The organism is Thermocatellispora tengchongensis, from assembly GCF_014202315.1.
GTDB classification, from domain to species: Bacteria; Actinomycetota; Actinomycetes; order Streptosporangiales; family Streptosporangiaceae; genus Thermocatellispora; species Thermocatellispora tengchongensis.
The window spans coordinates 248,077-272,089 of record NZ_JACHGN010000017.1; the positions used below are offsets into that span (position 1 = coordinate 248,077).

The window sequence follows — 24,013 nt, forward strand, 5'->3', positions numbered from 1 at the left end:
CTGGCCGGAAGCCTCGATAGCGTGATCCCGTGATGATGACTCACGAGATCCAGTTGACCGCCCAGATCGACGCCGCCCCCGCCCCCGAGCACTTCACCGTCGTCCAGACGGAGATCGAGGGCGAGGTCGTGGTCCGTACCGACTACCTGGGCCTGGCCGCCACCTACCTCGAACTGATGCGCGCCGACTGCCACCTCCCGATCCCGGCCTGGCAGCCCGGCCGGCGGGTGGGCGTCATGGCGATCGGCACCGTGCTGAGCTCGGCCAGCCCCGACCTGCACGAGGGCGACTTGGTGCAGTCGATGACCGGTTGGAGCACCCATTCGGCGGGACCGGCCGCCTCTTACATCAAGCTGGACCCGGACGCCTACCCCGACGCCGGCTACTACCTGGGCCAGGGCCCGACCGCCTACTACGGCGTGGCCGACGTGGCCAAGGCCGGCGAGGGCGACGTCGTGTTCGTCTCCGGCGCGGCCGGCGGTGTCGGCTCACTGGCCGGACAGATCGCCCGCAACCTGGGCGCCAAGAAGGTGATCGGCAGCGCGGGCAGCCAGGCCAAGGCCGACTACCTCGTGAACGAACTCGGCTTCGACGCCGCCTTCGACTACCACCACGACCCGGTCGCCGCGCTCAAGGAACTGGCCCCCGAGGGCATCACCGTCTTCTTCGACACCGTGGGCGGCACGCTGTACGACGCCGCGCTCGAAGCCGCCGCACCGGGCGCCAGGTTCGCCCTGTGCGGCTCGTTGTCCACCCAGCTCGGCGCCGCCGCAGACCGCTTCCCCGAGCCCGACCGCGACGCCGCCCTGGCCAGGGGAGTCGAGCTGATACCGTTCTCCTGCCACCACACCCCCGGCCAGATCGCTGCCTGGCACCACCACTTCCGCACCGCGCTCGACCAGGGCCGCTTCGTCTACCCGCGAACCGTCGTCGAGACCGGCATCGACGGCGTGCCCGGCACGTTCCTGGCCATGCTGCACGGCGAATACCGAGGCAACGTCTCGGTACGGCTGGCATGACCGCTCTGTCCCGCCGAGCGCTCAACCGGGCTCTGCTTCAGCGGCAGTTCTTGCTGGAACGGACCGGCCTGCCGGCTCTGGAGGTGATCGGCCACCTGGTCGCCGTACAGGCACAAGAGCCGAACTGGCCCTACGTCGGCCTGTGGACCCGGATCCGCGACTTCACCCACGCCGACCTCACCACCCTGCTCACCCAGGGGCGGGTGGTGCGTTCCGGCTTCCTGCGCAGCACGATGCACCTCACTGCGGCCGACGACTTCCGTCGGCTGCGGCCGGTGCTGCAGCCCGTGCTGGACCGCACCGCCGACTCGGCCCACTTCCGGCGCAACAACGCCGGACTCGACACCGAAACCCTGCTCGCCGAGGGACACGCCCTCCTGCAGACCGGGCCGCTGCCCAGAAGAGACCTCGCCAGGCACCTCGCGACCCTCCATCCGGGCCGTGACAGCCGAATCCTGGCCGGTGAGATCGAGCTGCGCACCCCGCTCATCCACGATCCGGCCACCGCGTCCTGGGGCGGCTGGGGCACCCGCTCGTCGGTCACCGTCACCGCCGCCGCGACCGACGCCCTTCACCCCGGCACACTCCGTGATCTGATTCTCCGCTACTTGGCCGCCTTCGGCCCCGCCACCGTGGCGGACATCCAGGCGTGGTGCGGGTTGACCCGGCTGGACCAGATCATGTCGGAGATGGGCGCCGACCTGCGCCATTACGCCGGCCCTGACGGCCGGCGCCTGCTCGACCTGCCCGACGCCCCGCTTCCCGACCCTGATACCCCCGCCCCGGTGCGGCTGCTGCCCGCCTACGACAACGCCCTCCTAGGTCACGCCGATCGCAGCCGCATCATCGCCGAAGCCGACCGCAAGCAGGTCGCCCCCGGCCAGGCCAGAGTCCTGCCGACGTTGGTCGTCGACGGCTATGTCCGCGGCACCTGGTCCTTCACCGCGGGCGAGGTACGGCTGACGCTGTTCCGGCCCCTGTCGGCAACCGAACAGCATGCAGTCGACCACGAGATCAACCAACTGCTGCCGTTCCTGTCGCACCGCTGAACACGACGAGCAACTCACGCCCAGAACTTCACCGGATACACCGCGATCACCGGCCGGGCCCCGCAAGCCAACCCCGCGCCGTCGTGGTCTTGGCTGGGAGAGTCAGCTCTCCAGGATCGGGGCGATCTCCACGGTCGGGACGCCGATCAGCGAGCCGGCCCCGAGAGCTGGGTGACCGCAACGGGCAAGGCCGAGCTGGTCAAGGTGAGCGTCCCGGTGACGTACGAGCGTGGCGGACTGACGGTGGTCATGGCGGTCGGCGAGACCGGCCTGCTGCAGGACCTGCAGCTCGCACCTCCGCTCACCGAGCCGTGGACGCCGCCGTCGTACGCCCGTCGCAAGAGATTCGACGAGCACGAGGTCACCGTGGGCTCCCGCGTGCTGGCCGTGCCCGGCACGTTGAACCTGCCGCGCGGGCACGACCCGTGGCCCGCAGTGGTGCTGCTCAGCGGCGGCGGGCCGTTCGACCGGGACGCCACCAGCGGCCCCAACAAGCCCTCAAGGACCTGGCCTGGGGGCTGGCCAGCCGCGGCGTGGCGGTGCTGGCCGCAGTCGAGACGATCACGCGGCAGGCGGCACGTGTCGGCAGCCCACATCTGTCGGCCGAGACACCCGCCGCGGAGCTGCCGTTCGGCTACTCCGGGTCGTACTGGCTCGACCTGCGCGGCTATGACCCGGTCGCGCTGGACAAGCCGATGCTCATCCCGCAGGGCGGCCGCGACTACCAGGTGAGCGTCGCCGGCGACCTCGCCGACCGGCAGGCGGGCCTCGCCCACCGTACGGACGTCACCCTCCGCGTCTACGACGCCGACGACCACCTGTTCTTCCCATGCCCTCTGGCCTGCGGCTCAGCGCTCCACCGCCCCTTTCTCTCGTACTTGGTCCGCCCCCGATGGACACGCCCGGCGACCGTGACCGTCTCCGGCTCACCGGGCGGGTAGCCCAGCGCCGGGTCAGCGGGCACGATTCCGGCCACGGCCCAGCCCCCCGCGGCGGGCCCCAGGTGCCGCCGCGTCCTGGGGCGAGGACGCGGCGCAGACCGGCCGCGAAGGCATGGTCATAGGGGTTCTCCGGCGCCTCTGCGCTCACTCACCCTGGGCCAGGAATTCCCGGATCTGCGCGGCGACGTCGGAATAGCCGGCGCCGAACCACAGGAAGTGGCTGTCGGCCTCGGTCACGATCAGCCGCGCGCCCGGAATCGTCTCGGCCAGCGACTCGGCGTGCGCGAGCGGCACGGACGCGTCGTGGCGGCTCGCGATGACCAGCGCCGGCTGGGCGATCCGCACCGCCGGCGGGGGCACCGGGCGCAGGTCGGCCAGGAAGCCCCGCCCCGAGCGCATGTGGCGGAACAACTGGACCAGCGTCGCCCGGTCCTGTTCCGCCAGTCCGGCGACGACCTCGGCGCCCGGTCGCGCCGACAGGCTCCCGAGCATCAGGCGCAGCCCGGCCGAGGGGGCCAGGCGCATCAGCAGCCGTACCGCGGCCCAGGTCACCGCCTCGGCCCCGGCCCGGAACACGATCCCGGCCCCGATCCGCGTACGCCGGTCGGGGTAGGGCAGGAATCCGACGGCGCTCTGCAGGATCAGCCGCCGTACCAGGTCGGGGTGGCGGGCGGCCATGGTGACCGCCACCCGGCCGCCGGCCGAGATGCCCGCCACCGCGGCCAGGTGCTCGATGCCGAGGTGGTCGCACAGGTCGGCGGCGACGTCGGCGAAGGCGTCGGCGGAGGCGCCCCCGCTGCGCGGCGGGGTGCGGCCGTAGCCGGGCCGGGAGGGCACCAGCACCTGGTATCCGGCCTGGGTGAAGACCTCCTCGCCGAGTGGCAGCCCGGCGCGCATGTGCCCGCCGTGGCACACCAGGACCGTGCCTCTGGCCGTGCCGGGGCCGGCGTCGGGCTGCTCCAGGCGGTACTCGACCGGGCCGGCGGGCAGTTCGGCGATGCGGGTGGGGCGTTCGAATCGGGGCATGAGGCCGTCATCTTCACACAGTGATCCTGTCCGGTCCAGAGGCTCCTGCTCGGCGGGCAATATTTTGATATGGTTTCCAATATGGAGATATTGTCTCCGGTATGTCGAGACCCCAGGGCGCGGAGGATCGCCCGCCCGAAGACCTGACCGCGCGCGCCCGCATCCGCGATGCCGCTCTGGACCAGTTCGCCCGGCGCGGCGTCAAAAGCGCCACGCTGAAGGACATCGCCGAGGCCGCCGGCGTCTCGGTCGGGCTGGTCCAGCACCACTTCCGCTCCAAGGACGCCCTGCGGGAAGCGTGCGACGAACACGTCATGGCCTCCCTCGTCCACCGGTCCAAGGACGAGGCCGCCGAGCCCGCCGCCGTCGTCGCCGGGATGCTCGCGGGCAGCGAGCGCAGCGTGCGCTACCTCGCCCGCGCCCTGGTGGACGGTTCCCCCGCCGCCGCGGCCTTCTTCGACGGCGCGGTGCGCACCACCGAGGAGTTCCTCACCGGCACCTGGCCCGACCGCTTCCCGCCCGGCTCGCCCCGAGCCCGGGACGCGGCGGCGGTGATGAGCGCCATGCACGCCGGCACGATCGTCCTGCACGAGTACCTGACCCGGCTGATGGGCCGCGACGTGCTGGCCCGCGAGCACGCCGCCGCCATCGTCACCGCCATGGCCGACGTCTACACCGCCATGGGCGAGTTCACCCGCTCCGAGGCCGGCAAGCGCATGACCGAGGCCGCCGCCGCCCACCACCGGCAGGAGCACGAGCATGACTGACCCGATCCAGATCAGCGGCCTGGTCAAGACCTTCGGCACCACCCGCGCCCTTGACGGCCTGGACCTCACCGTACGCGCGGGTGAGGTGCACGGCTTCCTCGGCCCCAACGGCGCGGGCAAGACCACCACCATCAGGATCCTGCTCGGCCTGCAACGCCCCGACGCCGGCCGGGTGCGCCTGCTCGGCGGCGACCCCTGGCACGACGCGGTCGAGCTGCACCGCCGGCTCGCCTACGTTCCCGGCGACGTCACCCTGTGGCCCGGCCTCACCGGCGGCGAGGTGATCGACCTGCTCGGACGGCTGCGCGGCGGCCTGGACCCCGCCCGCCGCGACGCGCTCGTCGAACGCTTCGCCCTGGACGCGCGCAAGCGGTCCCGCGCCTACTCCAAGGGCAACCGGCAGAAGTCGCGCTGATCGCGGCACTGGCCGCCGACACCGAGCTGCTGGTGCTGGACGAGCCGACCTCCGGCCTGGACCCGCTGATGGAGGCGGTCTTCCGCGAGTGCGTCGCGGAGGAGAAACGCCGGGGGCGCACGATCCTGCTCTCCAGCCACATCCTCAGCGAGGTGGAGTCGCTGTGCGACCGCGTCTCCATCGTCCGCGACGGACGTACCGTCGAAAGCGGCACCCTGGCCGAGCTGCGTCACCTGACCCGGGTCTCGCTCACCGCGGAGCTCGCGGTCGCCCCGGCCGGGCCCGGCGATCTGCCCGGCGCGCACGACCTGGTCATCGACGGCGGACGGGTGCGCTGCCAGGTGGACCCGGCCGACCTGAGCGGGCTCCTGGCGCGCCTGGTCGAGCTGGGCGTGCGGGACATGACCGTGCAGCCGCCCACCTTGGAGGAGCTGTTCATCCGCCACTACCAGACCACGGCGGCGTGATGGGCGGCGCGCTGAGCGGGACGGGACCGCTCATCCGGCTGATCCTGCGCCCCGACCGCCTCTGGCTGCCGCTGTGGCCGGTGCTGGTGGCCGCCTTCGTCTCCGGCCCCGTGGCCACGATCGGCGCTCTGCTGCCCACGGCCGAATCCCGCCGCGCCTACGCCGAGGACGCCGCGGCCAACCCGGCGGTCCTGCTCATGCAGGGCCCGGCCTACGACCTGAGCGTGGGCGGCCTCGCCGCCCAGCAGCGCGCCGCCGCCACCACCGTCTTCGCCGCGCTCGCCGCCGTGCTGCTCCTGATCCGGCACACCCGCGCCGAGGAGCACGCCGGCCGCGGCGAGCTCATCGGCGCGGCCCCGGTGGGACGGCACGCGCCGCTCACCGCCGCCCTGACCGTGGTGGGCGCGGCCGGGGCGCTGCAGGGCGCACTGATCACGGCCGCGCTCGCAGGTGCCGGCATGCCGCTCGACGGGTCCGCCGCCTGGGGGATGATCGCGACCGGGGCCGCGTGGGTCGCCGCGGCTATCGCCGCCGTCGCGGCGCAGCTCACCCGCACCGCGCGGGCCGCGGCCACCGCCGCGCTGGGCCTGTTCTTCGCCATGTACCTCGTGCGCGGCGTGAGCGACCTGGCCGGGCCGGGCCTGTCCTGGCTGGGCTGGACCGTGCCCAACGGGTGGCTGTTGCGGGCCCGCCCGTTCGGAGACGAACGCTGGTGGGTGTTCGCCCCCGTCCTGGCGCTGTGCGCGGCGCTGGTCGCCGCCGCGTACGCGCTGGCGGCGCGGCGCGACCTCGGCGCGGGAGTGGCCACCGAGCGGCCCGGCCCCGCCCGCGCGCCGCGGCGCCTGCGCAGCCCGCTCGCCCTGGCCTGGCGCCGCGAACGCGGCGCCGTCGCCGGCTGGCTCGCCGCCGCCGCGGCATTCGGCCTGGCCATGGGCTTGGGCGGGCAGAGCGCGCGGCCGGTTCACGCGATGCCTTGCCGGTGCTAGCTGAGCGGCACGCCGGATCCGACCGGGGTGGCGGGTACTGCTGGGCCGCCGGCGGTCGGCCGCGGGTGCCATTGGTCAGGCCGTACTCGTCGGGGGCTCCGCGAATTCGCCCCTCTCCCGGAGGTTGACGCCATCCACCGGTTCGACGAAGGCGAGCAGCTCGCTCGGTTCGTGGAAGTGGTTCTCGACGTCGCGTCGCGTAGCTCAGCGGGGGCGAGCACCGGTGTAGCGGCGGGGCAGGATCAAAACGGGGTTGTCGTCGAGGATCACCTCGGGCGGCCCGAACTGGGCGGCGACCTCCCGGATCTCCGGCTCCTCCAGCATCAGCAGCCGCCCCCGCTCGACGAACGGCTCCTCGTCCACCAGCACGGTGGGCCGGTCGATCTGGCAGTCGCAGTGCGCGAATCCCGGTCTTGTCGTGACCGGCGCGCCGTCGGTCAGCGCGTCGATGCCGCAGTAGAAGGCCCCGGCGTGCTTCTCGCGCTCGAACTGCGTCCCGCCGGCCAGTCGTACCTTCGGGTTCAGGCCGAACAGGCCGTGCCGCATGTAGTAGCCGCCGGGCGCGTACCGGCGCAGTTGCTCGGCCGCGGCCCCGCCCTCGATCCTGCGGACCAGGTTGCCTTCGAGGGTGAGGCGCACCGGATCTTCGGGCACCCCCGTGACGGTGCTGTCCTCGATCACGAGGACGCCCTCGGTGTCGGTCGGCCAGAAGTTGGCGCCCCCGTACGGGAAGGGCCGCCAGTCGCCCGGCCGCATCGCGCCCGGGTCCGGGTCGAAGGTCAGACCGGAGAAGGTCACATCGGTTCCCCTCGCGGACGTCACCCGGATCGTCTTGGCCTGCGAGAGCTGCCGCAGCGCACGGCGAAGGAGCGCGTAGAAGACCTCGGCGGGCAGGCGGGCGCCGGTCAGCAACGCCGCCGCCGTGGCGGTCATGTGCAGGGACAGGAAGCGGGAGGTGCGGGACTTGATCTGGTCGAAGAAGAGCGGGGCGGTGTGCACCTCTCCCCACCAGGTGCCGCTTATCACGACGTCGGCCTCACCGAACGCGGCCGTCTCGATGGCGAGCGACGCCTCCGTGTCCCACCCGCCGGGGCTGAACGGCGCCACCGACAGGATGCGCACGTCCGCGTCCTGGTACGCGGCCGCCGCGGCGATCGCCTGGACGACGACGGGGTCGACGGTGTGCTCCATCAGCAGCAGCACCCGTTCCCCCGCCGCCAGCCGTACGTACTCGCACAGGTTGCGCACCCCGGGCATCAACTCGACGATCGAGTACGGCGCCGCCGCCGACGCGGCGACGTAGCCGACAGGCGATCCCGCGTACGGATTGATCAGCATCATGGAGCCTCCAGGGTCGGCCGAGCCACGGCCGGTGGTGAAGGCCGGCCGCAGCCTGGATCGATACGCAGCCATGTGGTCGCACTCCGTTCGTTTGCTCACTACTCATGGCGCGGGCGTGCCGGTATGGGCGTGGCCGCCTTGGCCAGGCCGGCCAGACGGAGCGGAGCCGTCACCGTGGCGTCGGCACGCTCCAGGACGGGCGCTCGTTGAGCGCCTCGACGTCCATGTCGGCGATCGCTCGTTGAGCTTCGGCCATCGCCGCCAGCTCCTGCGGGGTGAGCACCTGGTGGATGTCGGCGAAGCCGCCGGGGGCGCGCTGTTCGACGAGCTTGACCGTCTCATCCACCGGGAAGCGGCGACTGGCCAGGACCAGGTCGCTGGTCTCGGGCCGGCGCACGTCCTCATAGGCGGCCAGCCCGTCGATCGCGTCGCCGGCGCCGGCGAGCGCCAGGGCCAGGTAGCGGGCGTCCAGGATCGCCTGGGAGCCGCCGTTGGAGCCGACCGGGTACATCGGGTGGGCGGCGTCGCCGAGCAGGCTCACCCGCCCTGCCCCCCAGGCCGGCAACGGGTCACGGTCCACCATCGGGTACTGCAGGATCCGCCCGGCGCCGGCGAGCATCGCGGGCACGTCCATGAACGGCAGGCGCCAACCGGCGAAGTGGGGCAGGACGTCCTCCAGCCCGCCCTGGCGCCGCCAGTCGGCCTCGCCGGCCGCAGGCCCGGGGCCGGCCAGGCGCACCTCGGCCACCCAGTTCACCGACGCCCTGCCGCGCGCGCGGGTCTTCGGACAGATCGGGTAGGCCACGATCTTGGCCCCGTCGTCGGCCCCGGCGACCACCATCGAGGCCCCGTCCAGGTAGGGATCGGTCTCGGTGATGCCCCGCCACATGGTGATCCCGCTCCAGCGCAGCGGGTCGCCGTGCGGGTACAGCCGGGCACGCACCGCGGAGTGCACGCCGTCGGCCCCGACCAACGCATCGGCCCGCTCCAGCACCTCCTGGCCGGTGCGCCTGTCGCGTAGCCGCACCGCCACCTGCCCGGCGCCGCCGTGCTGTGGGTCGTCCTGGAAGTCGTCGAAGGCCAGCCCGAGGCGCAGCGCGTGCGGTCCCAGCCGGTCCCGGACCGCCTCGGCCAGGATCATCTGCAGCCGGCCGCGGTGGATGGAGTACTGCGGCCACCGGTATCCGGCGTTTCGCCCGCGCGGCAGTGTGGTGATGACATCACCGTGCCGGTTGGCGTAGGCAAGGCCGCTGGTCTCAATTCCGGTCGCCGCGAGCGCGTCGCCGAGGCCGAGCTCGGTCAGCTCGCGCACGGCGTGCGGTTGCAGGTTGATGCCGACCCCCAGCGGCTTCAGCCGGGTCGCCGATTCGGCGATCGTGCAGCCGATCCCGGCCGCGTGCAGGCTCAGCGCGGTGGTCAGGCCGCCGATCCCGGCGCCGATGACGAGTACGTGCATGCCGGTTCGATGCCCCGCCCCGGCGTGGGGCAAGGCCGATCGGTGGTCATCGGTGCGCCACGATCGGGTGATGGGCCACTCCTGGGGGGCAACGGTTCACCCTCGCGGGGTGAATTGGGCCAGATCGTAGATGCCGAGGGTCTTTTCGATGTCGGCGACCTGGCCGACGACGCCGGTGAAGCCGGCCGCGCCGAAGCGGCGGTGCTCCTCATCTTCGAAGATCTCGGCCATCTCGGTGAACCGTTGGGGTGGGACGACCTGGCGCAGGGCGGGGAAGACGACGGTGTCCTCGCGGGCCTCGTGCGGTTCGTACATCCGGATGAACGCGGCCATGTCCGCGGCCAGATCGCGGCGGGCCTGCGCGCCGGGTGTCGCGGTCGCCGGCGTGCCGGTGGCGTTCAGGATGCGCGCGGTGAGCAGGCGTCCGCGCTGGTGCTGCCGGATCAGCACCGTGACGGTGTCGGTGAGCTTGCCCGCCTTGACCAGGGGCGGGAAGACGTAACGCTCTTCCAGACGCTCGTGGTAGTCCTCGATGAAGGTGCGGATGATGTGCGCTCCGGCGTGCAGGGCCCGCGCCGGGACGGGTTCGCCGGCCTCGATCCGCCGGATGCCCTCCCGGTAGATCAGCAGCACGCGTTTGAGCACCCCGTGCTCGCGCATCAGATCCTCCGGCGGTGTGACCGGCACCTCCTGCTCCATCGCAGCCGTCGGCGACCCGGCCGGTGAGGCGGCGGTCGGTGTCGCGGCCGGAGCGGCGCTCGTCACCGCCCGCGTGCCCGCCGCGCTCGCGCAGCCCACCACGGCCGCGGCCCCCGCCAGGGCGGCGGGCAGCCCCAGCAGCTCACGCCGGCGCAGCGCCGGCACCCGGTGCGTGCTTGTGCCCTCGTCCCTCACCACTACCACCTGTCCCGCCGCCTGAAGCCGACCATGCCTTTCGGTTCGCCTTCCGCGTTCTTCCCCGGGCCACTGATCGCAGACGGATCGCCTGGGTAATGCTTGCCCCAGGGCAGTGTGTGGCGGGATCGTGATCCGGGCTCTCTTCGCAGGGGGCGGTGCCGAACCAAGGGGATGGCGAGGACGGCTCAGGGCCCTCGGCTCGGCGGGTCGTCGGTGAGGACCTCACGCGCCGGCGTCTCGCGCTCCTCTTCCAGGGCCGCACCGCCAACCGGGAAGCACCGCCCCACAAGGTGACATATCCCGATATCGGCCTCGGGTGCTACCGCCTGAGGGCCGGGACCGTTCACCTGGGCGCCATCCGGCGTTGTATCGGCACCCGATATCGTGGGGCGATAGTGCATGTGCCCGCCGCCGGCCACCACACGACCAGGGAGCAGATCCGATGCGCAGCCTGGAAGACTTCGCCCTGCTCAACACGGCCTCCCAGCTGCGGCGGGCCGCCGACCACGCCTTCGACTTCTACCACGGCGCCATCCCTCTCACCGAGTGCCGGCGCATCACCCAGGAGTCCTACGACCTGCTGGCCGCCGGGGCCAAGCTCACCCACCACCTGGTCCCGCTCGCCGAACGCTGGAGCATCGACCGGCTGCGCCATCTGGGCATCGTGCAGCACCGCCTGGCCCCCGCAGTGCCGGAGGTGCTGTTCATCGACTCCCGCGACAGCCTCGCCGCGCCGATGGCCGCCACCGCGCTGGCGACCTACGCCCGGGGCCGCCTCAACGTCACCACCGCCGGCCACCACCCGGACGCGGCAGTCCACCCGCTCCTCGGCCAGATCCTGGCCGAGGCCCGCCTGCCCGAACAGGAGCTGTTCCCCAAACCCCTCACCGACGACGCCGTACGCGCCGCCGATGTGATCATCCTCCTGGGTGATGTTCCCGCCCCGCAGCCCTCCGCGGCGCCCGGTGCCCGCATCCTGCGCTGGGACATCCCCGATCCGGGCGACCCGACATATGACCAGGCCCGCACCCTCTTCGACGACCTCGACCGCCGCGCCCTGCTTCTGCTGGCCGACCTGCTGGCCTCCACGCCCAGGAGTTGACCTCAATCCTCATCCCTACCGGATTCGTCGGAGTCGCGTGCCCGCGCATGCCGACGGGGGTCGAGGTTCGGTGTAGCTGTAGACGGTGGCGGAGCCGTAGGATCCGATGCGCTGCACCGGAGGCGCCGGCCGGTCGGCCACCTCCGGATGCTCGGCGCGATGCAGGCCGGCCGCCGCGGCGATCCCGGCGGGCTGGCCGGTCTCGGCCGCCCGCGGGATGAGCGTGATGGCCAGCACCAGCACCAGCGCCGCCGCGCCCGCTGCCAGCACGTAGGGCCGGCGCGCATGGTTCGCCCCCGGTGCAGCGGCCAGATCGATCACCGCGCGGATCCGCTCCCCGACCTGGGGCCCCTGGCGCAGTGACTCGGCCGGCAGACGGCCCTTGCGTCCGGCGATGGTCTCGCTCCAGCATGGGCGGCATTCCAGCATGTGCCGCTCGAACCGCAGGCGGCGCAGCCTGCTCATCTCGCCGGGCAGGTAGGTGGCGGCGTCCCGTTCAGGATCGCGCAGCAACAGGGCACTCCCTGACGAACGCGCTGAAAGCGATGCACGACCTGTCAGGGCGGCGGACGGGGCTCAGCGGTCGTGGTCGGCGCGTTTCCACCAGATCGTGGTGGCCGCCACCCCGGCGACTCCGACGGCGAGGACCAGCAGATGGCCCAGCGGGCCCGGTGGATCGTGGCCGGGGCCGGCGATGCCGGCGTACAGGCCGGGCACGGAGTAGGGGAAGAAGGCGCCGTACCCGAGCGCGGCGATGACCTGCGCGCTGAACATGGCCGCGAACATGGCGCCGACGGCCGGCAGGTAGCCACGCCCGGCACTGGCGGCCAGTGCGAACGGCGTGGTGAGGACGAGGGTCAGCAGCGCCGTGACCACGATCCGGGCGACTCCGCCGGCCACGACGGCCGACGAGGCGCCGGGCAGGTCCAGCGGTATCCCCGCCAGCAGGCCCAGCACGGCCGTCCACAGGGCCAGCAGGACAGCCCATCCCGCCGCGACCGCGAACTTGGCGGCCACGACGGCGCCGCGGGAGGTGGGCAGCGCGAGCAGGTCCTTGGCGGTACGGTCGCTGAACTCGCGCCCGAACAGCCACGTGACGACGGTGCCGAAGATGATCAGGCCCCCCACGCCGGTCGCCTGGGCCAGCAGGGCCAGGTAGCCGGGCCAGTCGGCGGCGGCGCCGCTGAGCTGCGCCTTGTCGCCGAGCAGGCCCAGCGCTCGGGCTCGGGCGGGGTCGGCGAGGATGAACATGAAAATCGCGCACACCGCGGCGACGAACGTGAAGGTTCCCGCGGTGAGCCAGGGCATCAGGCTGCGCCGCACTTTCAGCAGCTCGGCGAGCAGCGCCTCACGCATCGGCCTGTCCCACCAGGCGCAGGAAGTACTGCTCCAGGTCCTCTTCCCGCACCACCAGCCGGGTCGGCGGGCAGCCGGCCTCCACCAGCGCGGTGGCGATCCGATCGGGATGTTCCACCGCGTGCTCCTCGGCGAGCACGAGGCCGTCGCCGGGCGCCGGGGCCGGTGCGGGGGACAGGCCGCGTTCGGCCAGGACGCGGGCGGCGCGCGCGTCGTCACGCGTGGCCACCTCCAGGCGGCGCGTCTGCCCGTGCAGGCGGTGGGGGTCGATCTCGGTCAGCAGGCGGCCGTTGTGGATGACGGCGATGCGGGTGGCCAGGCGGGTCACCTCGCCCAGCAGGTGGCTGGACAGCAGTACGGTGGTGCCGTGCTCGCGGGCCAGGCCGGACAGCAGGTTGCGGATCTCCACCACTCCGGCCGGGTCCAGGCCGTTGACCGGTTCATCCAGGATGAGCAGGTCGGGGCGGTGGATGAGCGCCTTCGCCAAGGCCAGGCGCTGGGCGTTGCCCATGGACAGGGTCCGCGCCCTGCGGTCGGCGTACGGGGTGAGGGCCAGCCGGTGGATGACCTCGCCGACGCGTGCGGCCGGGCCGGGCAGGCGGCGCAGACGGGCGATGAGGTGCAGGTTCTCCCGTACGGTCAGCTCGGAGTAGGCGGCCGGGGTGTCGATGAGGTACCCGGTGCGCGCCCAGGCCGAGCGGTCGCCGGCGCTGACCTCGGCCCCCAGCACCCGCACCGTCCCGCGCGTGGGGGCGATCATGCCGAGCAGCATGCGGATCAGCGTGGTCTTGCCCGCGCCGTTCAGCCCGACCAGGGCGTAGATGTCGCCGGACGCGACCTGCAGGCCGACCTCATCGACCGCCACGACCTCGCCGTAGCGTTTGGTCAGGCCGGCCGCCTCGATCGTGGGCACCCGCTCACTGTCCCCCATTTCGCTGATCTCCGCCAGGGTGGCGTCATGGCCGCGGCGCGAAACAGGCCCGCGCCACGACCTCCATGGATGGGCGAGGCTATGCCCCTGGCGACCACGCACGCTCATCACCTCCCCGGCCGATCCACCGAACTGTCGACGGTTGAACAGGCGAGCTCACCAGTCAGGGAGGCCGGTTCGGCGTTGAACCCCGACCGGAGAGTGGGACGAAGCGCTCGGCCACCTGAACCGCGCGGTGAGCACCATTGCCACCACGGCCTCGCAGGCCAGGCTGAACACCACCACGTTGCGCACCACCTGCCGCACATCGGAGGTGCTCAGGGTCTTGGTCTCGGCCTGGGCGAACAGGCGGGCCCGCAACCCCAGCCGCCCGGCCACCGGCACGGTGAACAGTGTGGCCAGCGTCATGATGCCCAGCCCGCCGACCTGGATCAAGGCGGCGATCACCACCTCGCCGAACACCGACCAGTGCGCCGCGGTGTCCACCACGACCAATCCGGTGACGCACACCGCCGAGGTCGCGGTGAACAGCGCGGTCGCCCATCGCGCCGACGTGCCGGACGTGGTGGCGACCGGCAATGCCAGCAGCAGCGTGCCGAGCATGATGGCGGCGCCGAAGGCGGTGGCGATGACCTGCGCCGGATGCTGGAACCGGCCGAGCAGGGCCGCCGTCCAGTGGAGGCGCATCGTCACGGGTAACCTCCCTAGCCGGGGTGCCTTCACAGGTAGCGCAGCCACAGGTACGGTGCCACCAACGCGACCGTGACGACCGTGACGATCAGCCCGTATTTGGTGAACTGCCAGAAACTGATCGGGGTGCGGTTGCGGGCGGCGATGCCCAGGACCACCACGTTGGCGGCCGCGCCGACCGCGGTGGCGTTGCCGCCGAGGTCCGCGCCGAACGCCAGCGCCCACCACAGCACCTGCGCCGGCCCGTTGCCGCCGCCGGCGTTGACCAGTTCGGCCACGATCGGGCTCATGGTCGCCACATACGGGATGTTGTCCACGATCGCCGACAGCACGGCCGATGCACCCAGCAGGCCCATGGCGGTCAGCTCCAGCCGCCCGGCGGTCACCTCGACCGCGGCCTGGGACAACTGCCCGATGACGCCGGTCTCCACCAGGGCGCCGACCATGACGAACAGGCCGGCGAAGAACACCAGCGTGGGCCACTCCACCTCGGCCAGGGCCTGCTCGGTGGTCACCTTCGTGGCGGCGACCAGGATGCCCGCGCCCAGCAGCGCCACGACCGACGGCTCGTAGTGCAGCACCGGGTGGAGCACGAACGCGGCCATCACCAGGGCGAGCACGGACAGGCTCTGCCACAGCAACCGCCGGTCCGCGATGGCCTCACGCTCGTCCAGCGCCATGATCTCCGCCGCCCGCTCCGGGTCGTACCGGAAGTGGCGGCCGAACATCAGGTAACACAGCCCGATGAACACCGCCATCAGCACGACGACCATCGGCGCCATGTGCACCAGGAAATCGTTGAAGCTCAAGCCCCCGCGGCTGGCGATGATGATGTTCGGCGGATCACCCACAAGCGTGGCCGCGCCGCCGATATTGGAGGCCAGCGCCTCGGCGATCAGGAATGGCGCCGCCGGCAGCGCCAGCCGCTCGCACACCAGGAACGTCACCGGCGCGATCAGCAGCACGGTGGTGACGTTGTCCAGCAGCGCCGAGGCGACGGCGGTGATGAGCACCAGCAGGACCATGAGCCGGAACGGCCGCCCGCCGGCCCGTTTCGCGGCCCAGATCGCCAAGTACTCGAAGACACCGGTCTCCTTGAGCACCCCGACGATGATCATCATCCCGAGCAGCAGGAAGATGACGTTCCAGTCGATGCCGGCGTGCTCGGAGAAGAACGCGGCCTCCGCATCGGTGGCGTGGATCAGCAACATGATCCCCGCCGCGCCCAAGGCGGCGGCGACACGGTGGACCTTTTCGGTGGCGATCAGCGTGTACGCGGCCAGGAACACCGCCACGCTCACCCAGGCGAGCACGCTCATGCGGGCAGCATCCGGTCCAGCAGAGCCTGCAGCGTGACCGCGCCCAGCAGCCGCCCATCCTCGACGATGGCGACGAGCGGGCTGCGGGTGCGGGCCATCAGCGCGGCCACTTCCAGCACGGTTGCGCCGGGGTCGGCGATCGGCAACTCACGCGGACGGTGGGGGAGCGCCTCACGCACGGTGCGTCCGTCCAGGTCCCGCAGGAACAGGTCCGCATGCGCCTCGTCGACCACCCGCGCCAGCGCGGGGTCGTCCTGGCAGTAGCCGGGCACGGCCAGGCGAAGCACTTCGGTCCCGGGCAGGATGGTGAACGGTGCTCCGTCATCCCCGAGCACGATGACGCCGGGCAGGGCCTGGCGGGCCAGCAGCCGGGCGGCGTCCGCCACGGGGGCATCGAGGCCGAGGATGGGGAAGGGGGCAAGAAGGTCTCGGGCGCGCACGCGGCACATCCTTCAGACGACGGGGATGGGACATGCCGACCAGACTTCCCGGCGCACCTGCCCCTAACGTATCAACAGCCGCCCAGATCACGACGGGGAGGGGCAGGGGCTCCCAGAGGAGATGTGGCGCCCGGAGCGGACCACCCTGACGGTTCGCGTCCTCTTCGTCGAGCTCGCGTGTCGGCCCGACTCCGGGTTCTCCGGTGCCGCGGTGTATGGACGTATCCTTCATCATCGATACAGGGCCTTTAGCGGATACTGAAACGAGTCCAAGAGGAGTGACCCGGCGTGACCGAGCAGGAGCGGCTGCTGGAGTGGGTGGAGCGGGTCGCCATGTATCTGGCCCGTGATGGCGTGCCGCCGATCGCGGGCCGGGTGCTGGGCTGGTTGATGGTCTGCGATCCGCCGGAGCAGAGTGCCGGGCAGATCAGCGCGGCCATCGGCGCCAGCCGCGCCTCCCTCACCTCGAACCTGCGGCTGCTGTCGGGCATGGGGTTCCTGACCTGGCGGACCCGGCCGGGTGAGCGCACCGTCTACTACCGAATGGCCGATGATGCCTGGGCGGTCGTGGTGCGCCGGCAGGTCGCCGGGATCACCTCGTTCCTCGACATCACCCAAGAGGGCCTGGACCTGGTCGGCCCCGACGACGGCCGCGCCGCACGCATCAGGCAGGCGCACGCCACCTTCGAGTGGATGGCCAAGATCTTCGACCACGCGCCACCTCCGTCGGCGTAAGGGCGCGACGCCTTCCTGTTCACCACGACGCCCCGCTCGTTCGTACGGCGCGGCCACATGGCCGGGCCTGGCGGGGCGCCGCTGAGGGCCGCATGAGAGCGAGCGGTGATCCACCCGGCTGCGGCGAGCAGGACGATCCGGCGCCACCATGGAATCCACGTACCGGGTGCACGCGATCCGCTCGTCTTGCACGCCTGCCTGTTTCAGTAGAGAATGAAACAGCTAGCTTTTACTGAACGGGGGCATGGGATGACCAGACGGCCTGCGGAGGCGCAGACGGCGTTCGGGCCGATCGTGATCGCGGCCGCCGAGCAGATGGTGCCGCCCGAGCAACGGCTGTTCGAGGACGACCTGGCGGTGCGGTTCCTGCCCCCCGGCATGCGTCTGGCCGTGCACGCGTCCCGATGGCCGTTCGTACGCACGCTGCTGATCAAAATGACCGAAAGCAGAGGGCGAGGGTTATGGGGCGGCATGCTGTGCCGCAAGCGGTACGCCGACGACCAGGTGGAGCGAGCGATCAAGGCGGGCCTGCGCCAGTTCGTCTTCCTGGGCACGGGTCTGGACACACGGGCGTACCGGCTGGTCGCGCCGGCCGGCGCCGCCGCCTTCGAGGTGGACCTGCCGGCCAACATCGCCATGAAGGGCGAACGCCTGCGCGAGATCTATGGGGGCACCCCCGGCGGCGTCACCCTGGTCCCGCTGGACTTCGAGACCCACGACCTCGGCCACGCGCTCACCACGAACGGGTTGCGGCCCGAGCTGCCGATGATCCTGGTCTGGGAGGCCGTGACGCAGTACCTCACCGAGGACGGGGTGCGCCGGACGCTGTCCGCGCTGGCCGGGGCGGCACCCGGCAGCCGATTCATCTTCACCTATGTGCTGCGGGACTTCCTGGACGGCGTGCGCTTCTACGGCGCGGAGAAGGCACACCGCGAGTTCGTCGCCAAGCGCGGCATCTGGCGCTTAGGCCTCGCGCCGGGCGAGGTGGCCGACCTGCTCGCGGAGTACGGCTGGGCCGAACGCGAGCAGGTGGGCGCGGCGGAATACCTCGCCCGATACGTCAAGCCCTCGGGCCGCGACCTGGCCGTCAGTGAGATCGAGCGCTTCGTCTACGCCGAGAAGGACACCTGAACACCCCGCGGCCCAGCGCATGAGGCGCTGATCGGGCCGGCAGGGCGCGAAAAGGGGGCGTAGTTGCCAGCGCTCGGCAGCTTCGAGGGCTGATGCCTGCCGGTCGCTGCCCTTGCCCTCGTCCGGCAAGGCGTGAAAAGTGAGGGGTACGGGCATCTCCCAGCCCTCCCCGGGAAGCTGAGGAGATGCCTGTCAACGTTCAGCCTTCAAGCTCCCGGCATGGCGCTCCTCCTCTGGTGAGCCGGTATTGAGTTTCCGGTGTCACCAGGCGAGGTGGGTTGCGGTTCACACCGAGGTGTGACCGTGACGGCGGACCGGTGGCGCGGTCAGCCGAAAGCACGCACGCGCCAGTTCTGCGCTCTACCGCTTGCTGACCCCCCACCGAGTCGAAGCACCTGCGGTTGACGGGATCCAAACCGGCGCACAGCTTGAACACGTCGATCCGGCCGAAGAAGACCCGGTCTCGGGAACAGCCGGGGGCCGCCCCGTTCTCGTCCTTTAGCTTGTGGATCGCGAGGAACGAGGTGGCGTACTCGGCCTCGACGAACACATGGTCGGCGGCGTTGTCGCACACCGTGATGTACTTGCGGTCCTCGGAGATTTGCACGCTGCCGTACTCGTTGGCGTCCTCCCAGCCGGTGGCGGGTGCCGCGCTGGCGGACGCCGGGATCGCGATGGCCGCGGCGACGCCGCACAGCAGGGCGATGCGAGCGAACATGGACGAGCTCCTGTCCGATGAGGGTGATCAGAACGGCAGCCAATGTGACCGTCCGATCCCCGCACGCTCCTCACGGACAGGCCACCCGGGCACATTTCAATGCTTGGCGGCGGACTGCTCTGCCTGAGAATGCGATGACGGTCATGGCGCCCGCCGCTGGACTTCCTTGATCACTCTTCGAATCCGGTTTGGCGGTCGGCGACACGGGTGTCCGTATGCCGGGAATCCGGGCCGATGGGCCGCCGGACTGCAGCCGCCCGCTCGTTTGCCGCCCTGGGGTCACCGGCCTACGGGCCGTCACGCGATCCAGCTTCGTACGCAGCTCGGCATCGCTCAGGCGCGCGAGCGCCTCATCCGGCCGTTGAATCTGGCGAGAAAGACGCCGAGGTTGACCGGAGCGGCGGCCGGCTTTCTCATGATCGGGCCTCAGGACGTCGCGCAACGCGGTGATGCCCGCTTCCAACAGCGCGCTTCCCGCGCGACGGCCTCGCACCGACGCCACATCACCGCGTAGCAGGTGCGGGTACCAGCGCTCGGAGAAGTACGACGCCCACACCGATCGCGGGCGCCGCACGAGCGGCATCGGTAGATCGTTGTGGGCGTCGGCGACGACGGCTTCGTGGTGGAACCGGGTCATTCCACCTGTGCTTCCCGGCGCAGCACCCGCAGGGCGGCATGCAGCCGGCGAGGCGTCCGGCCGGCCACCATCGTCGCGGTGAGCACCTTGGTCACCGAGCCGAAGGCGAACGCCGGGGCGGTGCCGGCGGGGCCGGCCACCGCCTCGGGCGCGTGACCGTCCTCGAGCACGCAGGCGGCGGCGACCGCCTGCTGGGGGCAGGCGTCCGGGAGGACCTCGTTCAGCATCGCGGGTTCACGGTCATTTTCCTCATCGGGTGAGGGCCATTACATCCTTTGCCGTGGTCTCGATCCTGGCCGGTAGGGCAAAGCTCGACAGCACGGCCACGACGACCACGGCGGCACCGACCACGAAAGCGGTACGGAAGTCGCTCCATGCCGGCACCGCTGCCCCTCCCGCGGCGAGCATCCCCGCGCCGACCTGAGCGCCCAGCGCTCCACCGACGGCCTTGATCACGAAGGTCATGCCGCTGACGCTCGCGGTGCGCTCGCCCGGGACGGTGGCCAGGACGATGTTCATCGACTGGGTGAGCGCCAGGCCGATGCCCGCTCCGGCCACCGCCGTCGCGAGGAACAGCACCCACGCCTGGGAGGCGCCGAGCAGGGCGAGGTTCGCGGCGGTCAGCAGCGCCGCACCCAGCGCCATCACCGCGCGGGCGCCGATGGCGCGTTCCAGACGTCCGGTCAGCGGCGCGACCAGGGTGCCGCCGAGCCCGAGCGGCACCAGGGACAGGCCGGTCAGTGTCGCCGACCCGCCCAGCCCGTATCCGGCTGACCGGCAACTGGACCAGTATCGGCACCAGCACGAAGATGGTGAAGCTGCCGAACCCGACCACGAACGAGACCACGCACACCAGCAGCACCGACCGGCTCGCCAGCATGCGAAGATCCACCAGCGGCGTTTCGGTGCGTACTTCGACGACGGCGAACACGCCGAGCGCCACAAGCGACGCGGCCACCAGACCGAGGAACCTCCCGGACGTCCAGCCCCACGAGGATCAGTCCCAGCCCGGCGCCTTGCAGCAGTTGGCCGATGGCGAGCACCAGCACCGATTTCGCCAGTGCGGCCACGATCGTGCCCACACCGACGATGGCGAGCACCCAGAGCAGAATACGGCGTTTGTCCCGGATGTCGGCCAGCCTGCCGACGACCGGGGTCGCCACCGCGCCCGCGAGAAGGACACCGGTGAAGACCCACGCGATCGCGGGAGTCGACGCGCCGACCGCTTTCTGGATCAACGGCACGGCCGGGGCGAGCACGGTTTCGAGACCGTTGTACGCGAAAGTCGCGCGCACGAGCACCGCGAGGACGGCCCGGGAGCGGCTCGGGAGGGGGGGTGGGAACGGTCATGGCGGAACCCTTCAGGAGTTCAGGAGGAACGAAGTGGACTGCCTTTCCGGGTGAACAGGTGGGCGATCATCCGCCGCGAAGGCCACGATGCCCTGCTTGGACGGCGAATCGCTGACCCTCACCTACACGGCGCAGATGTCGCGGGAGACCGGACCGGTGATGAAGTTCACCTCGGTGTACCCGGCGAACACGGCGGCGGGACTGCCTCTGATCTCCGCCGTCGTCGTCGCCCTCGACCCCGGCACGGGACGCACGGCGGCGATCCTCGACGGAACCACGATCACCACCCGGTGGACCGCCGCGGCCAGCGCGCTGGCCGTCACCGAACTGTCGGATCCGGACGCCACGGTGCTCACGATCCTCGGCTCCGGTGTACAGGCGCGCGAGCACACGCGCCCCGGCTCGTTCTCGACCGAGACTCCCCCGTGACGATCCCGCCGAGCCTCGACCTCGGCAAGCGTCGCTTCCTGTTTCGCCCGGCACGCCACGGCCTCCGCCTGGCGGCACGGCATGACGGGCCTTGCCAGGCTCAGCGCCGGCGCGATCGACGCCTTCGACGCCCTCGCCGTGGGCGGAGTCGCCCTCCCCCGGCGAAAGGCCGCCCCACTCGTGGCGGCGTGGCACTCCGCGGCGCCCCGCGACGCGTTCGCCGAGAAGCTGCGGCACCTGGCCTCGTTCGGCGTGCCGGTGCGCCTGGACGCGGTGGACGGAGACGCCGCCCGGGCAGCGGCCCCGCTGCTTTCCAAGGCGGTGCGCGCGGGTGTGCTCGTGCACGATCAGGAATACGCCGAGCCGTTCGACCTGTGCGCGGCGTTGGCGGCGTCGATCACGCGGCGGGGCGGCACCGTCGTCGAAGGCGCGGCCGTACGGGAGCTCTCCGCGGTCGCGAGCACCGCCCGCATCGGCATCACGGTGGGGGCCGCAGAAGACGTCGCCGAGTTCGATCACGTCGTGATCGCAACCGGGGCGCACCTGCCCGCGCTGGCCGGCTCTTACGGCGTACGCGCGCTCGTCCAGGCCGGCCGCGGATACTCCTTCACCGCGGGTACGGCGACCCCGTCGCCGACACCCATATACCTGCCGGGCGCCCGGCTCGCCTGCACGCCGACGACGGGCGGACTCCGGATCGCCGGCCTCATGGAATTCGACCGGCCGGAGGCGCCGATGCGGCGACGCCGCATCGAGGCCATGGCCAGGGCGGCACGCGCGCTTCTGGACGTCGATGTGGCCCACAGAAAGGACGAATGGGTCGGGAGCCGCCCGTGCACGGTCGACGGCCTCCCGCTCATCGGCGCCACACGACACCCGAACGTACACGTCGCGGGCGGCCACGGCATGTGGGGGATTGGGATCACCCTGGGGCCACAGACCGGCCGCCTACTCGCCAGGCAGATCACCGGCGGCACCTCCCTTCCCGAACTCACCGCCTGCGACCCGCTACGCTGAATACGCATCTGAATCGGCTTGCCGGTCTCTCCTGAATCCCGATCGACCGGTGACTCATTCGGCGAGGGTGAGGATGGCGTCCTCGCCCGGTCACGGAGGACGGCCGCTGCGCGTCGAGTCTCATGTCGGTGGCCAGCCCGGCGCCTGGGCGATCGCGGACATCCGTTCGCCGATCGCGCGGCGGACGGCTGCGGCCTGCACGTGAGAGACGAAACTGAGACCTAGCTGGCGAGGGTGGAGCCGAACAGAAGAAAATCACCGACAAACACCGACATACACGTCACTGCAGCTCACGGTTATCCTGGCTGCTCAGGAAGTCTGCTCCCCACGCCCGTGGGGGTGATCCGCGGGAGATCGTCCTTCCCATGACGCGGGCCCTCTGCTCCCCACGCCCGTGGGGGTGATCCTCGGCATTCCCCGCCCCGCTGGTCGTCTGCATACTGCTCCCCACGCCCGTGGGGGTGATCCGCGCGGCGCCCACAGTGCCGACACGCCAACGAGCTGCTCCCCACGCCCGTGGGGGTGATCCGTCCTCGGTTCATGCCCGAGGTACGGAACTGGGCTGCTCCCCACGCCCGTGGGGGTGATCCGTCCTCGGTTCATGCCCGAGGTACGGAACTGGGCTGCTCCCCACGCCCGTGGGGGTGATCCGATCGGCACCCGGGTGGCGCGGAAGCTCGTGTTCTGCTCCCCACGCCCGTGGGGGTGATCCGGACATTCACTTCACGCTCGCGCGGGTGCTGCGCTGCTCCCCACGCCCGTGGGGGTGATCCGACGCCTTTGCCGGGGTGGCCGCGCAGGAGTTGCTGCTCCCCACGCCCGTGGGGGTGATCCGCCGGCCACCTGAGCGCGACCACGCTCACCGCCCTGCTCCCCACGCCCGTGGGGGTGATCCGACACAGCCCGGCGTACTGGACCTGTGGGTGGCCTGCTCCCCACGCCCGTGGGGGTGATCCGAAATGAGAAGAACCGCAGGTCGCTGATGTTGTGCGGCCCCATTGGCGGCGGGGCAGATCGGGCGTCACGGCCACGGGGTGAAACCCTCCTGCCGGACCACCCACGTGCCATCGTGGGGAAGCCAGGACAGTCGCTGTCGTCGCCGTCCCAGCCGGCGGCCATGAGGGAGACGGCGGCGAGCAGGCCGCCGTTGGCCGGCAGGTAGAGCGGCAGGAGGCTGCCGATCCAGGGGCTGTGCCCGGTGGGCAGGTAGGTGTTCTTGGGGGTGTCCATGAGCAGGGCGTCGATGGCCAGGTCGGGGCGGCCGAGGCGGGTGGCGGTCATGGCCATGACGGGGAAGTCCCAGCCCCAGGCGGTGTCCCACTGCCAGTTGTCGCGGACGTCGAGGAGGGTGGACTCCATGACGGCCGGGTCGATGAGCGGGGTGGCCGGGACGACGCCGAGCGCGCACAGCAACGCGGGGTGGTCGTCGCGGCGCAGGTAGGGCTCGGTGGCGATGGTGGTGTACGAGCCCTCGCGCTGATGCGGTCTGACCAGGTTGTCCTGGATGTGCTGCCAGGTCTCGTGCCGCTTGAGGCCGAGGCGTTCGCGCAAGCGTTGCGCGATCTCCAGCCCCCACCACCAGTAGGCCAGCCCGAACGTGGGGTCCGGCCTTGGCGTCATAGAACTCCTGCACGGGCATCACCGGGGCGGGCAGGTGGTAGCGGCCGTCGCGCTCCTCGGCGAAGGAGGCCATGAACGCCGCCGTCTGTTTCACCAGCTCGGCGAAGCGGGTCACCAGCTCGGGCGCCGGGTGGCTGCGGCAGAGCAGTTCGAGCAAGTAGAGAGGGTGGGGTT

25 protein-coding genes, 1 pseudogene and 1 CRISPR repeat array are annotated in these 24,013 nt (G+C 71.6%); of the genes and pseudogenes, 11 read left to right on the forward strand and 15 right to left on the reverse strand.

The window, feature by feature from the left end; all coding sequences use genetic code 11:
- Positions 1 to 32 precede the first annotated feature (32 nt).
- The 3 genes from HNP84_RS34990 (at position 33) to HNP84_RS35000 (ending at position 3,009) form a co-directional block, all read left to right on the forward strand.
- On the forward strand, positions 33 to 1,019 hold the full coding sequence (locus HNP84_RS34990) for an MDR family NADP-dependent oxidoreductase (protein WP_185054376.1): 987 nt from the start codon (positions 33 to 35) through the stop codon (positions 1,017 to 1,019).
- Positions 1,016 to 2,068: a winged helix DNA-binding domain-containing protein gene (locus HNP84_RS34995; protein ID WP_185054328.1), complete on the forward strand. Its 1,053-nt coding sequence runs from the start codon at positions 1,016 to 1,018 to the stop codon at positions 2,066 to 2,068. The genes HNP84_RS34990 and HNP84_RS34995 overlap by 4 nt, the downstream gene beginning before the upstream one ends.
- 539 nt (positions 2,069 to 2,607) lie before the next feature.
- Complete coding sequence (locus HNP84_RS35000; RefSeq protein ID WP_185054329.1) at positions 2,608 to 3,009, forward strand: hypothetical protein; 402 nt, start codon at positions 2,608 to 2,610, stop codon at positions 3,007 to 3,009.
- Between the two features lie 144 nt (positions 3,010 to 3,153).
- Here HNP84_RS35000 and HNP84_RS35005 read toward each other — a convergent pair whose 3' ends face one another.
- On the reverse strand, positions 3,154 to 4,035 hold the full coding sequence (locus tag HNP84_RS35005) for an alpha/beta fold hydrolase (RefSeq protein ID WP_185054330.1): 882 nt from the start codon (positions 4,033 to 4,035) through the stop codon (positions 3,154 to 3,156).
- 101 nt (positions 4,036 to 4,136) lie between these two features.
- Here HNP84_RS35005 and HNP84_RS35010 point away from each other — a divergent pair, with 101 nt between their 5' ends.
- The 3 genes and pseudogenes from HNP84_RS35010 (at position 4,137) to HNP84_RS35020 (ending at position 6,670) form a co-directional block, all read left to right on the forward strand.
- Positions 4,137 to 4,802: a TetR/AcrR family transcriptional regulator gene (locus HNP84_RS35010; RefSeq protein WP_185054331.1), complete on the forward strand. Its 666-nt coding sequence runs from the start codon at positions 4,137 to 4,139 to the stop codon at positions 4,800 to 4,802.
- A pseudogene (locus HNP84_RS35015) lies at positions 4,795 to 5,684 on the forward strand (ABC transporter ATP-binding protein). The gene HNP84_RS35010 and the pseudogene HNP84_RS35015 overlap by 8 nt, the downstream one beginning before the upstream one ends.
- Complete coding sequence (locus HNP84_RS35020) at positions 5,684 to 6,670, forward strand: efflux permease Rv1217c-related protein (protein WP_185054332.1); 987 nt, start codon at positions 5,684 to 5,686, stop codon at positions 6,668 to 6,670. Before HNP84_RS35015 ends, HNP84_RS35020 begins: the two are co-directional and overlap by 1 nt.
- Positions 6,671 to 6,874: 204 nt before the next feature.
- On the opposite strand, the gene HNP84_RS35025 is transcribed toward HNP84_RS35020, so the two are convergent.
- The 3 genes from HNP84_RS35025 to HNP84_RS35035 form a co-directional block, all read right to left on the reverse strand.
- Entirely contained in the window at positions 6,875 to 8,083 is a 1,209-nt protein-coding gene (locus HNP84_RS35025; protein WP_221337157.1) for a 2,5-dihydroxypyridine 5,6-dioxygenase NicX family protein, read from the reverse strand.
- Between the two features lie 97 nt (positions 8,084 to 8,180).
- On the reverse strand, positions 8,181 to 9,467 hold the full coding sequence (locus tag HNP84_RS35030) for a flavin-dependent oxidoreductase (RefSeq protein ID WP_185054333.1): 1,287 nt from the start codon (positions 9,465 to 9,467) through the stop codon (positions 8,181 to 8,183).
- A gap of 96 nt (positions 9,468 to 9,563) precedes the next feature.
- Positions 9,564 to 10,361: a hemerythrin domain-containing protein gene (locus HNP84_RS35035; protein WP_312926464.1), complete on the reverse strand. Its 798-nt coding sequence runs from the start codon at positions 10,359 to 10,361 to the stop codon at positions 9,564 to 9,566.
- 445 nt (positions 10,362 to 10,806) lie between these two features.
- On the opposite strand from HNP84_RS35035, the gene HNP84_RS35040 reads away from it, so the two are divergent.
- On the forward strand, positions 10,807 to 11,466 hold the full coding sequence (locus HNP84_RS35040; RefSeq protein WP_185054334.1) for an arsenate reductase ArsC: 660 nt from the start codon (positions 10,807 to 10,809) through the stop codon (positions 11,464 to 11,466).
- Between the two features lie 15 nt (positions 11,467 to 11,481).
- Here HNP84_RS35040 and HNP84_RS35045 read toward each other — a convergent pair whose 3' ends face one another.
- The 6 genes from HNP84_RS35045 to HNP84_RS55465 all read right to left on the reverse strand — a co-directional run bounded on the left by HNP84_RS35045 (position 11,482) and on the right by HNP84_RS55465 (position 16,202).
- Positions 11,482 to 11,979: a hypothetical protein gene (locus HNP84_RS35045; protein WP_185054335.1), complete on the reverse strand. Its 498-nt coding sequence runs from the start codon at positions 11,977 to 11,979 to the stop codon at positions 11,482 to 11,484.
- 63 nt (positions 11,980 to 12,042) lie between these two features.
- Positions 12,043 to 12,822, reverse strand: coding sequence for an ABC transporter permease (locus HNP84_RS35050; protein WP_185054336.1), 780 nt, complete (start codon positions 12,820 to 12,822; stop codon positions 12,043 to 12,045).
- Positions 12,815 to 13,753, reverse strand: coding sequence for an ABC transporter ATP-binding protein (locus HNP84_RS35055; protein WP_185054337.1), 939 nt, complete (start codon positions 13,751 to 13,753; stop codon positions 12,815 to 12,817). Before HNP84_RS35055 ends, HNP84_RS35050 begins: the two co-directional genes overlap by 8 nt.
- A 156-nt stretch (positions 13,754 to 13,909) precedes the next feature.
- Positions 13,910 to 14,440, reverse strand: a complete 531-nt coding sequence (locus HNP84_RS35060) for a potassium transporter TrkG (RefSeq protein WP_185054379.1) — start codon at positions 14,438 to 14,440, stop codon at positions 13,910 to 13,912.
- Between the two features lie 32 nt (positions 14,441 to 14,472).
- On the reverse strand, positions 14,473 to 15,762 hold the full coding sequence (locus HNP84_RS35065) for an ArsB/NhaD family transporter (RefSeq protein ID WP_185054338.1): 1,290 nt from the start codon (positions 15,760 to 15,762) through the stop codon (positions 14,473 to 14,475).
- Positions 15,759 to 16,202, reverse strand: a complete 444-nt coding sequence (locus HNP84_RS55465; RefSeq protein ID WP_185054339.1) for a CBS domain-containing protein — start codon at positions 16,200 to 16,202, stop codon at positions 15,759 to 15,761. The genes HNP84_RS35065 and HNP84_RS55465 overlap by 4 nt, the downstream gene beginning before the upstream one ends.
- 288 nt (positions 16,203 to 16,490) lie before the next feature.
- On the opposite strand from HNP84_RS55465, the gene HNP84_RS35075 reads away from it, so the two are divergent.
- On the forward strand, positions 16,491 to 16,937 hold the full coding sequence (locus HNP84_RS35075) for a GbsR/MarR family transcriptional regulator (RefSeq protein WP_185054340.1): 447 nt from the start codon (positions 16,491 to 16,493) through the stop codon (positions 16,935 to 16,937).
- Between the two features lie 249 nt (positions 16,938 to 17,186).
- On the forward strand, positions 17,187 to 18,068 hold the full coding sequence (locus tag HNP84_RS35080; protein ID WP_185054341.1) for an SAM-dependent methyltransferase: 882 nt from the start codon (positions 17,187 to 17,189) through the stop codon (positions 18,066 to 18,068).
- Between the two features lie 199 nt (positions 18,069 to 18,267).
- Here HNP84_RS35080 and HNP84_RS35085 read toward each other — a convergent pair whose 3' ends face one another.
- From HNP84_RS35085 to HNP84_RS51530, 5 genes are all read right to left on the reverse strand, one after another.
- Positions 18,268 to 18,786: a hypothetical protein gene (locus tag HNP84_RS35085; RefSeq protein ID WP_185054342.1), complete on the reverse strand. Its 519-nt coding sequence runs from the start codon at positions 18,784 to 18,786 to the stop codon at positions 18,268 to 18,270.
- A gap of 70 nt (positions 18,787 to 18,856) precedes the next feature.
- A complete protein-coding gene (locus HNP84_RS35090; RefSeq protein ID WP_185054343.1) occupies positions 18,857 to 19,423 on the reverse strand; it encodes a hypothetical protein in 567 nt (188 codons plus the stop codon).
- A complete protein-coding gene (locus tag HNP84_RS35095; RefSeq protein ID WP_185054344.1) occupies positions 19,420 to 19,650 on the reverse strand; it encodes a hypothetical protein in 231 nt (76 codons plus the stop codon). Before HNP84_RS35095 ends, HNP84_RS35090 begins: the two co-directional genes overlap by 4 nt.
- Before the next feature lie 22 nt (positions 19,651 to 19,672).
- Positions 19,673 to 20,146: an MFS transporter gene (locus HNP84_RS51525; RefSeq protein ID WP_221337159.1), complete on the reverse strand. Its 474-nt coding sequence runs from the start codon at positions 20,144 to 20,146 to the stop codon at positions 19,673 to 19,675.
- Positions 20,147 to 20,160: 14 nt separating this feature from the next.
- Positions 20,161 to 20,724, reverse strand: a complete 564-nt coding sequence (locus HNP84_RS51530; RefSeq protein ID WP_221337160.1) for an MFS transporter — start codon at positions 20,722 to 20,724, stop codon at positions 20,161 to 20,163.
- A gap of 145 nt (positions 20,725 to 20,869) precedes the next feature.
- Here HNP84_RS51530 and HNP84_RS35105 point away from each other — a divergent pair, with 145 nt between their 5' ends.
- Entirely contained in the window at positions 20,870 to 21,202 is a 333-nt protein-coding gene (locus tag HNP84_RS35105; protein WP_185054345.1) for a hypothetical protein, read from the forward strand.
- Between the two features lie 81 nt (positions 21,203 to 21,283).
- Positions 21,284 to 22,219, forward strand: coding sequence for an NAD(P)/FAD-dependent oxidoreductase (locus HNP84_RS35110; RefSeq protein WP_185054346.1), 936 nt, complete (start codon positions 21,284 to 21,286; stop codon positions 22,217 to 22,219).
- Positions 22,220 to 22,537: 318 nt separating this feature from the next.
- Positions 22,538 to 23,176: direct repeats of the CRISPR family, unit length 29 nt; unit sequence CTGCTCCCCACGCCCGTGGGGGTGATCCG.
- Positions 23,177 to 24,013 lie beyond the last annotated feature (837 nt).

Excerpts from the sequence above, each read along its gene's own strand:
- HNP84_RS34990 (WP_185054376.1), top strand. The coding sequence starts at position 33 with ATGATGACTCACGAGATCCAGTTGACCGCCCAGATCGACGCCGCCCCC.
- HNP84_RS34995 (WP_185054328.1), top strand. The coding sequence starts at position 1,016 with ATGACCGCTCTGTCCCGCCGAGCGCTCAACCGGGCTCTGCTTCAGCGG.
- HNP84_RS35005 (WP_185054330.1), bottom strand. The coding sequence starts at position 4,035 with ATGCCCCGATTCGAACGCCCCACCCGCATCGCCGAACTGCCCGCCGGC.
- HNP84_RS35010 (WP_185054331.1), top strand. The coding sequence starts at position 4,137 with ATGTCGAGACCCCAGGGCGCGGAGGATCGCCCGCCCGAAGACCTGACC.
- HNP84_RS35020 (WP_185054332.1), top strand. The coding sequence starts at position 5,684 with ATGGGCGGCGCGCTGAGCGGGACGGGACCGCTCATCCGGCTGATCCTG.
- HNP84_RS35025 (WP_221337157.1), bottom strand. The coding sequence starts at position 8,083 with ATGGCTGCGTATCGATCCAGGCTGCGGCCGGCCTTCACCACCGGCCGT.
- HNP84_RS35030 (WP_185054333.1), bottom strand. The coding sequence starts at position 9,467 with ATGCACGTACTCGTCATCGGCGCCGGGATCGGCGGCCTGACCACCGCG.
- HNP84_RS35040 (WP_185054334.1), top strand. The coding sequence starts at position 10,807 with ATGCGCAGCCTGGAAGACTTCGCCCTGCTCAACACGGCCTCCCAGCTG.
- HNP84_RS35050 (WP_185054336.1), bottom strand. The coding sequence starts at position 12,822 with ATGCGTGAGGCGCTGCTCGCCGAGCTGCTGAAAGTGCGGCGCAGCCTG.
- HNP84_RS35055 (WP_185054337.1), bottom strand. The coding sequence starts at position 13,753 with ATGGGGGACAGTGAGCGGGTGCCCACGATCGAGGCGGCCGGCCTGACC.
- HNP84_RS35060 (WP_185054379.1), bottom strand. The coding sequence starts at position 14,440 with ATGCGCCTCCACTGGACGGCGGCCCTGCTCGGCCGGTTCCAGCATCCG.
- HNP84_RS35065 (WP_185054338.1), bottom strand. The coding sequence starts at position 15,762 with ATGAGCGTGCTCGCCTGGGTGAGCGTGGCGGTGTTCCTGGCCGCGTAC.
- HNP84_RS35080 (WP_185054341.1), top strand. The coding sequence starts at position 17,187 with ATGACCAGACGGCCTGCGGAGGCGCAGACGGCGTTCGGGCCGATCGTG.
- HNP84_RS35085 (WP_185054342.1), bottom strand. The coding sequence starts at position 18,786 with ATGTTCGCTCGCATCGCCCTGCTGTGCGGCGTCGCCGCGGCCATCGCG.
- HNP84_RS35090 (WP_185054343.1), bottom strand. The coding sequence starts at position 19,423 with ATGACCCGGTTCCACCACGAAGCCGTCGTCGCCGACGCCCACAACGAT.
- HNP84_RS35095 (WP_185054344.1), bottom strand. The coding sequence starts at position 19,650 with ATGCTGAACGAGGTCCTCCCGGACGCCTGCCCCCAGCAGGCGGTCGCC.
- HNP84_RS35110 (WP_185054346.1), top strand. The coding sequence starts at position 21,284 with ATGACGGGCCTTGCCAGGCTCAGCGCCGGCGCGATCGACGCCTTCGAC.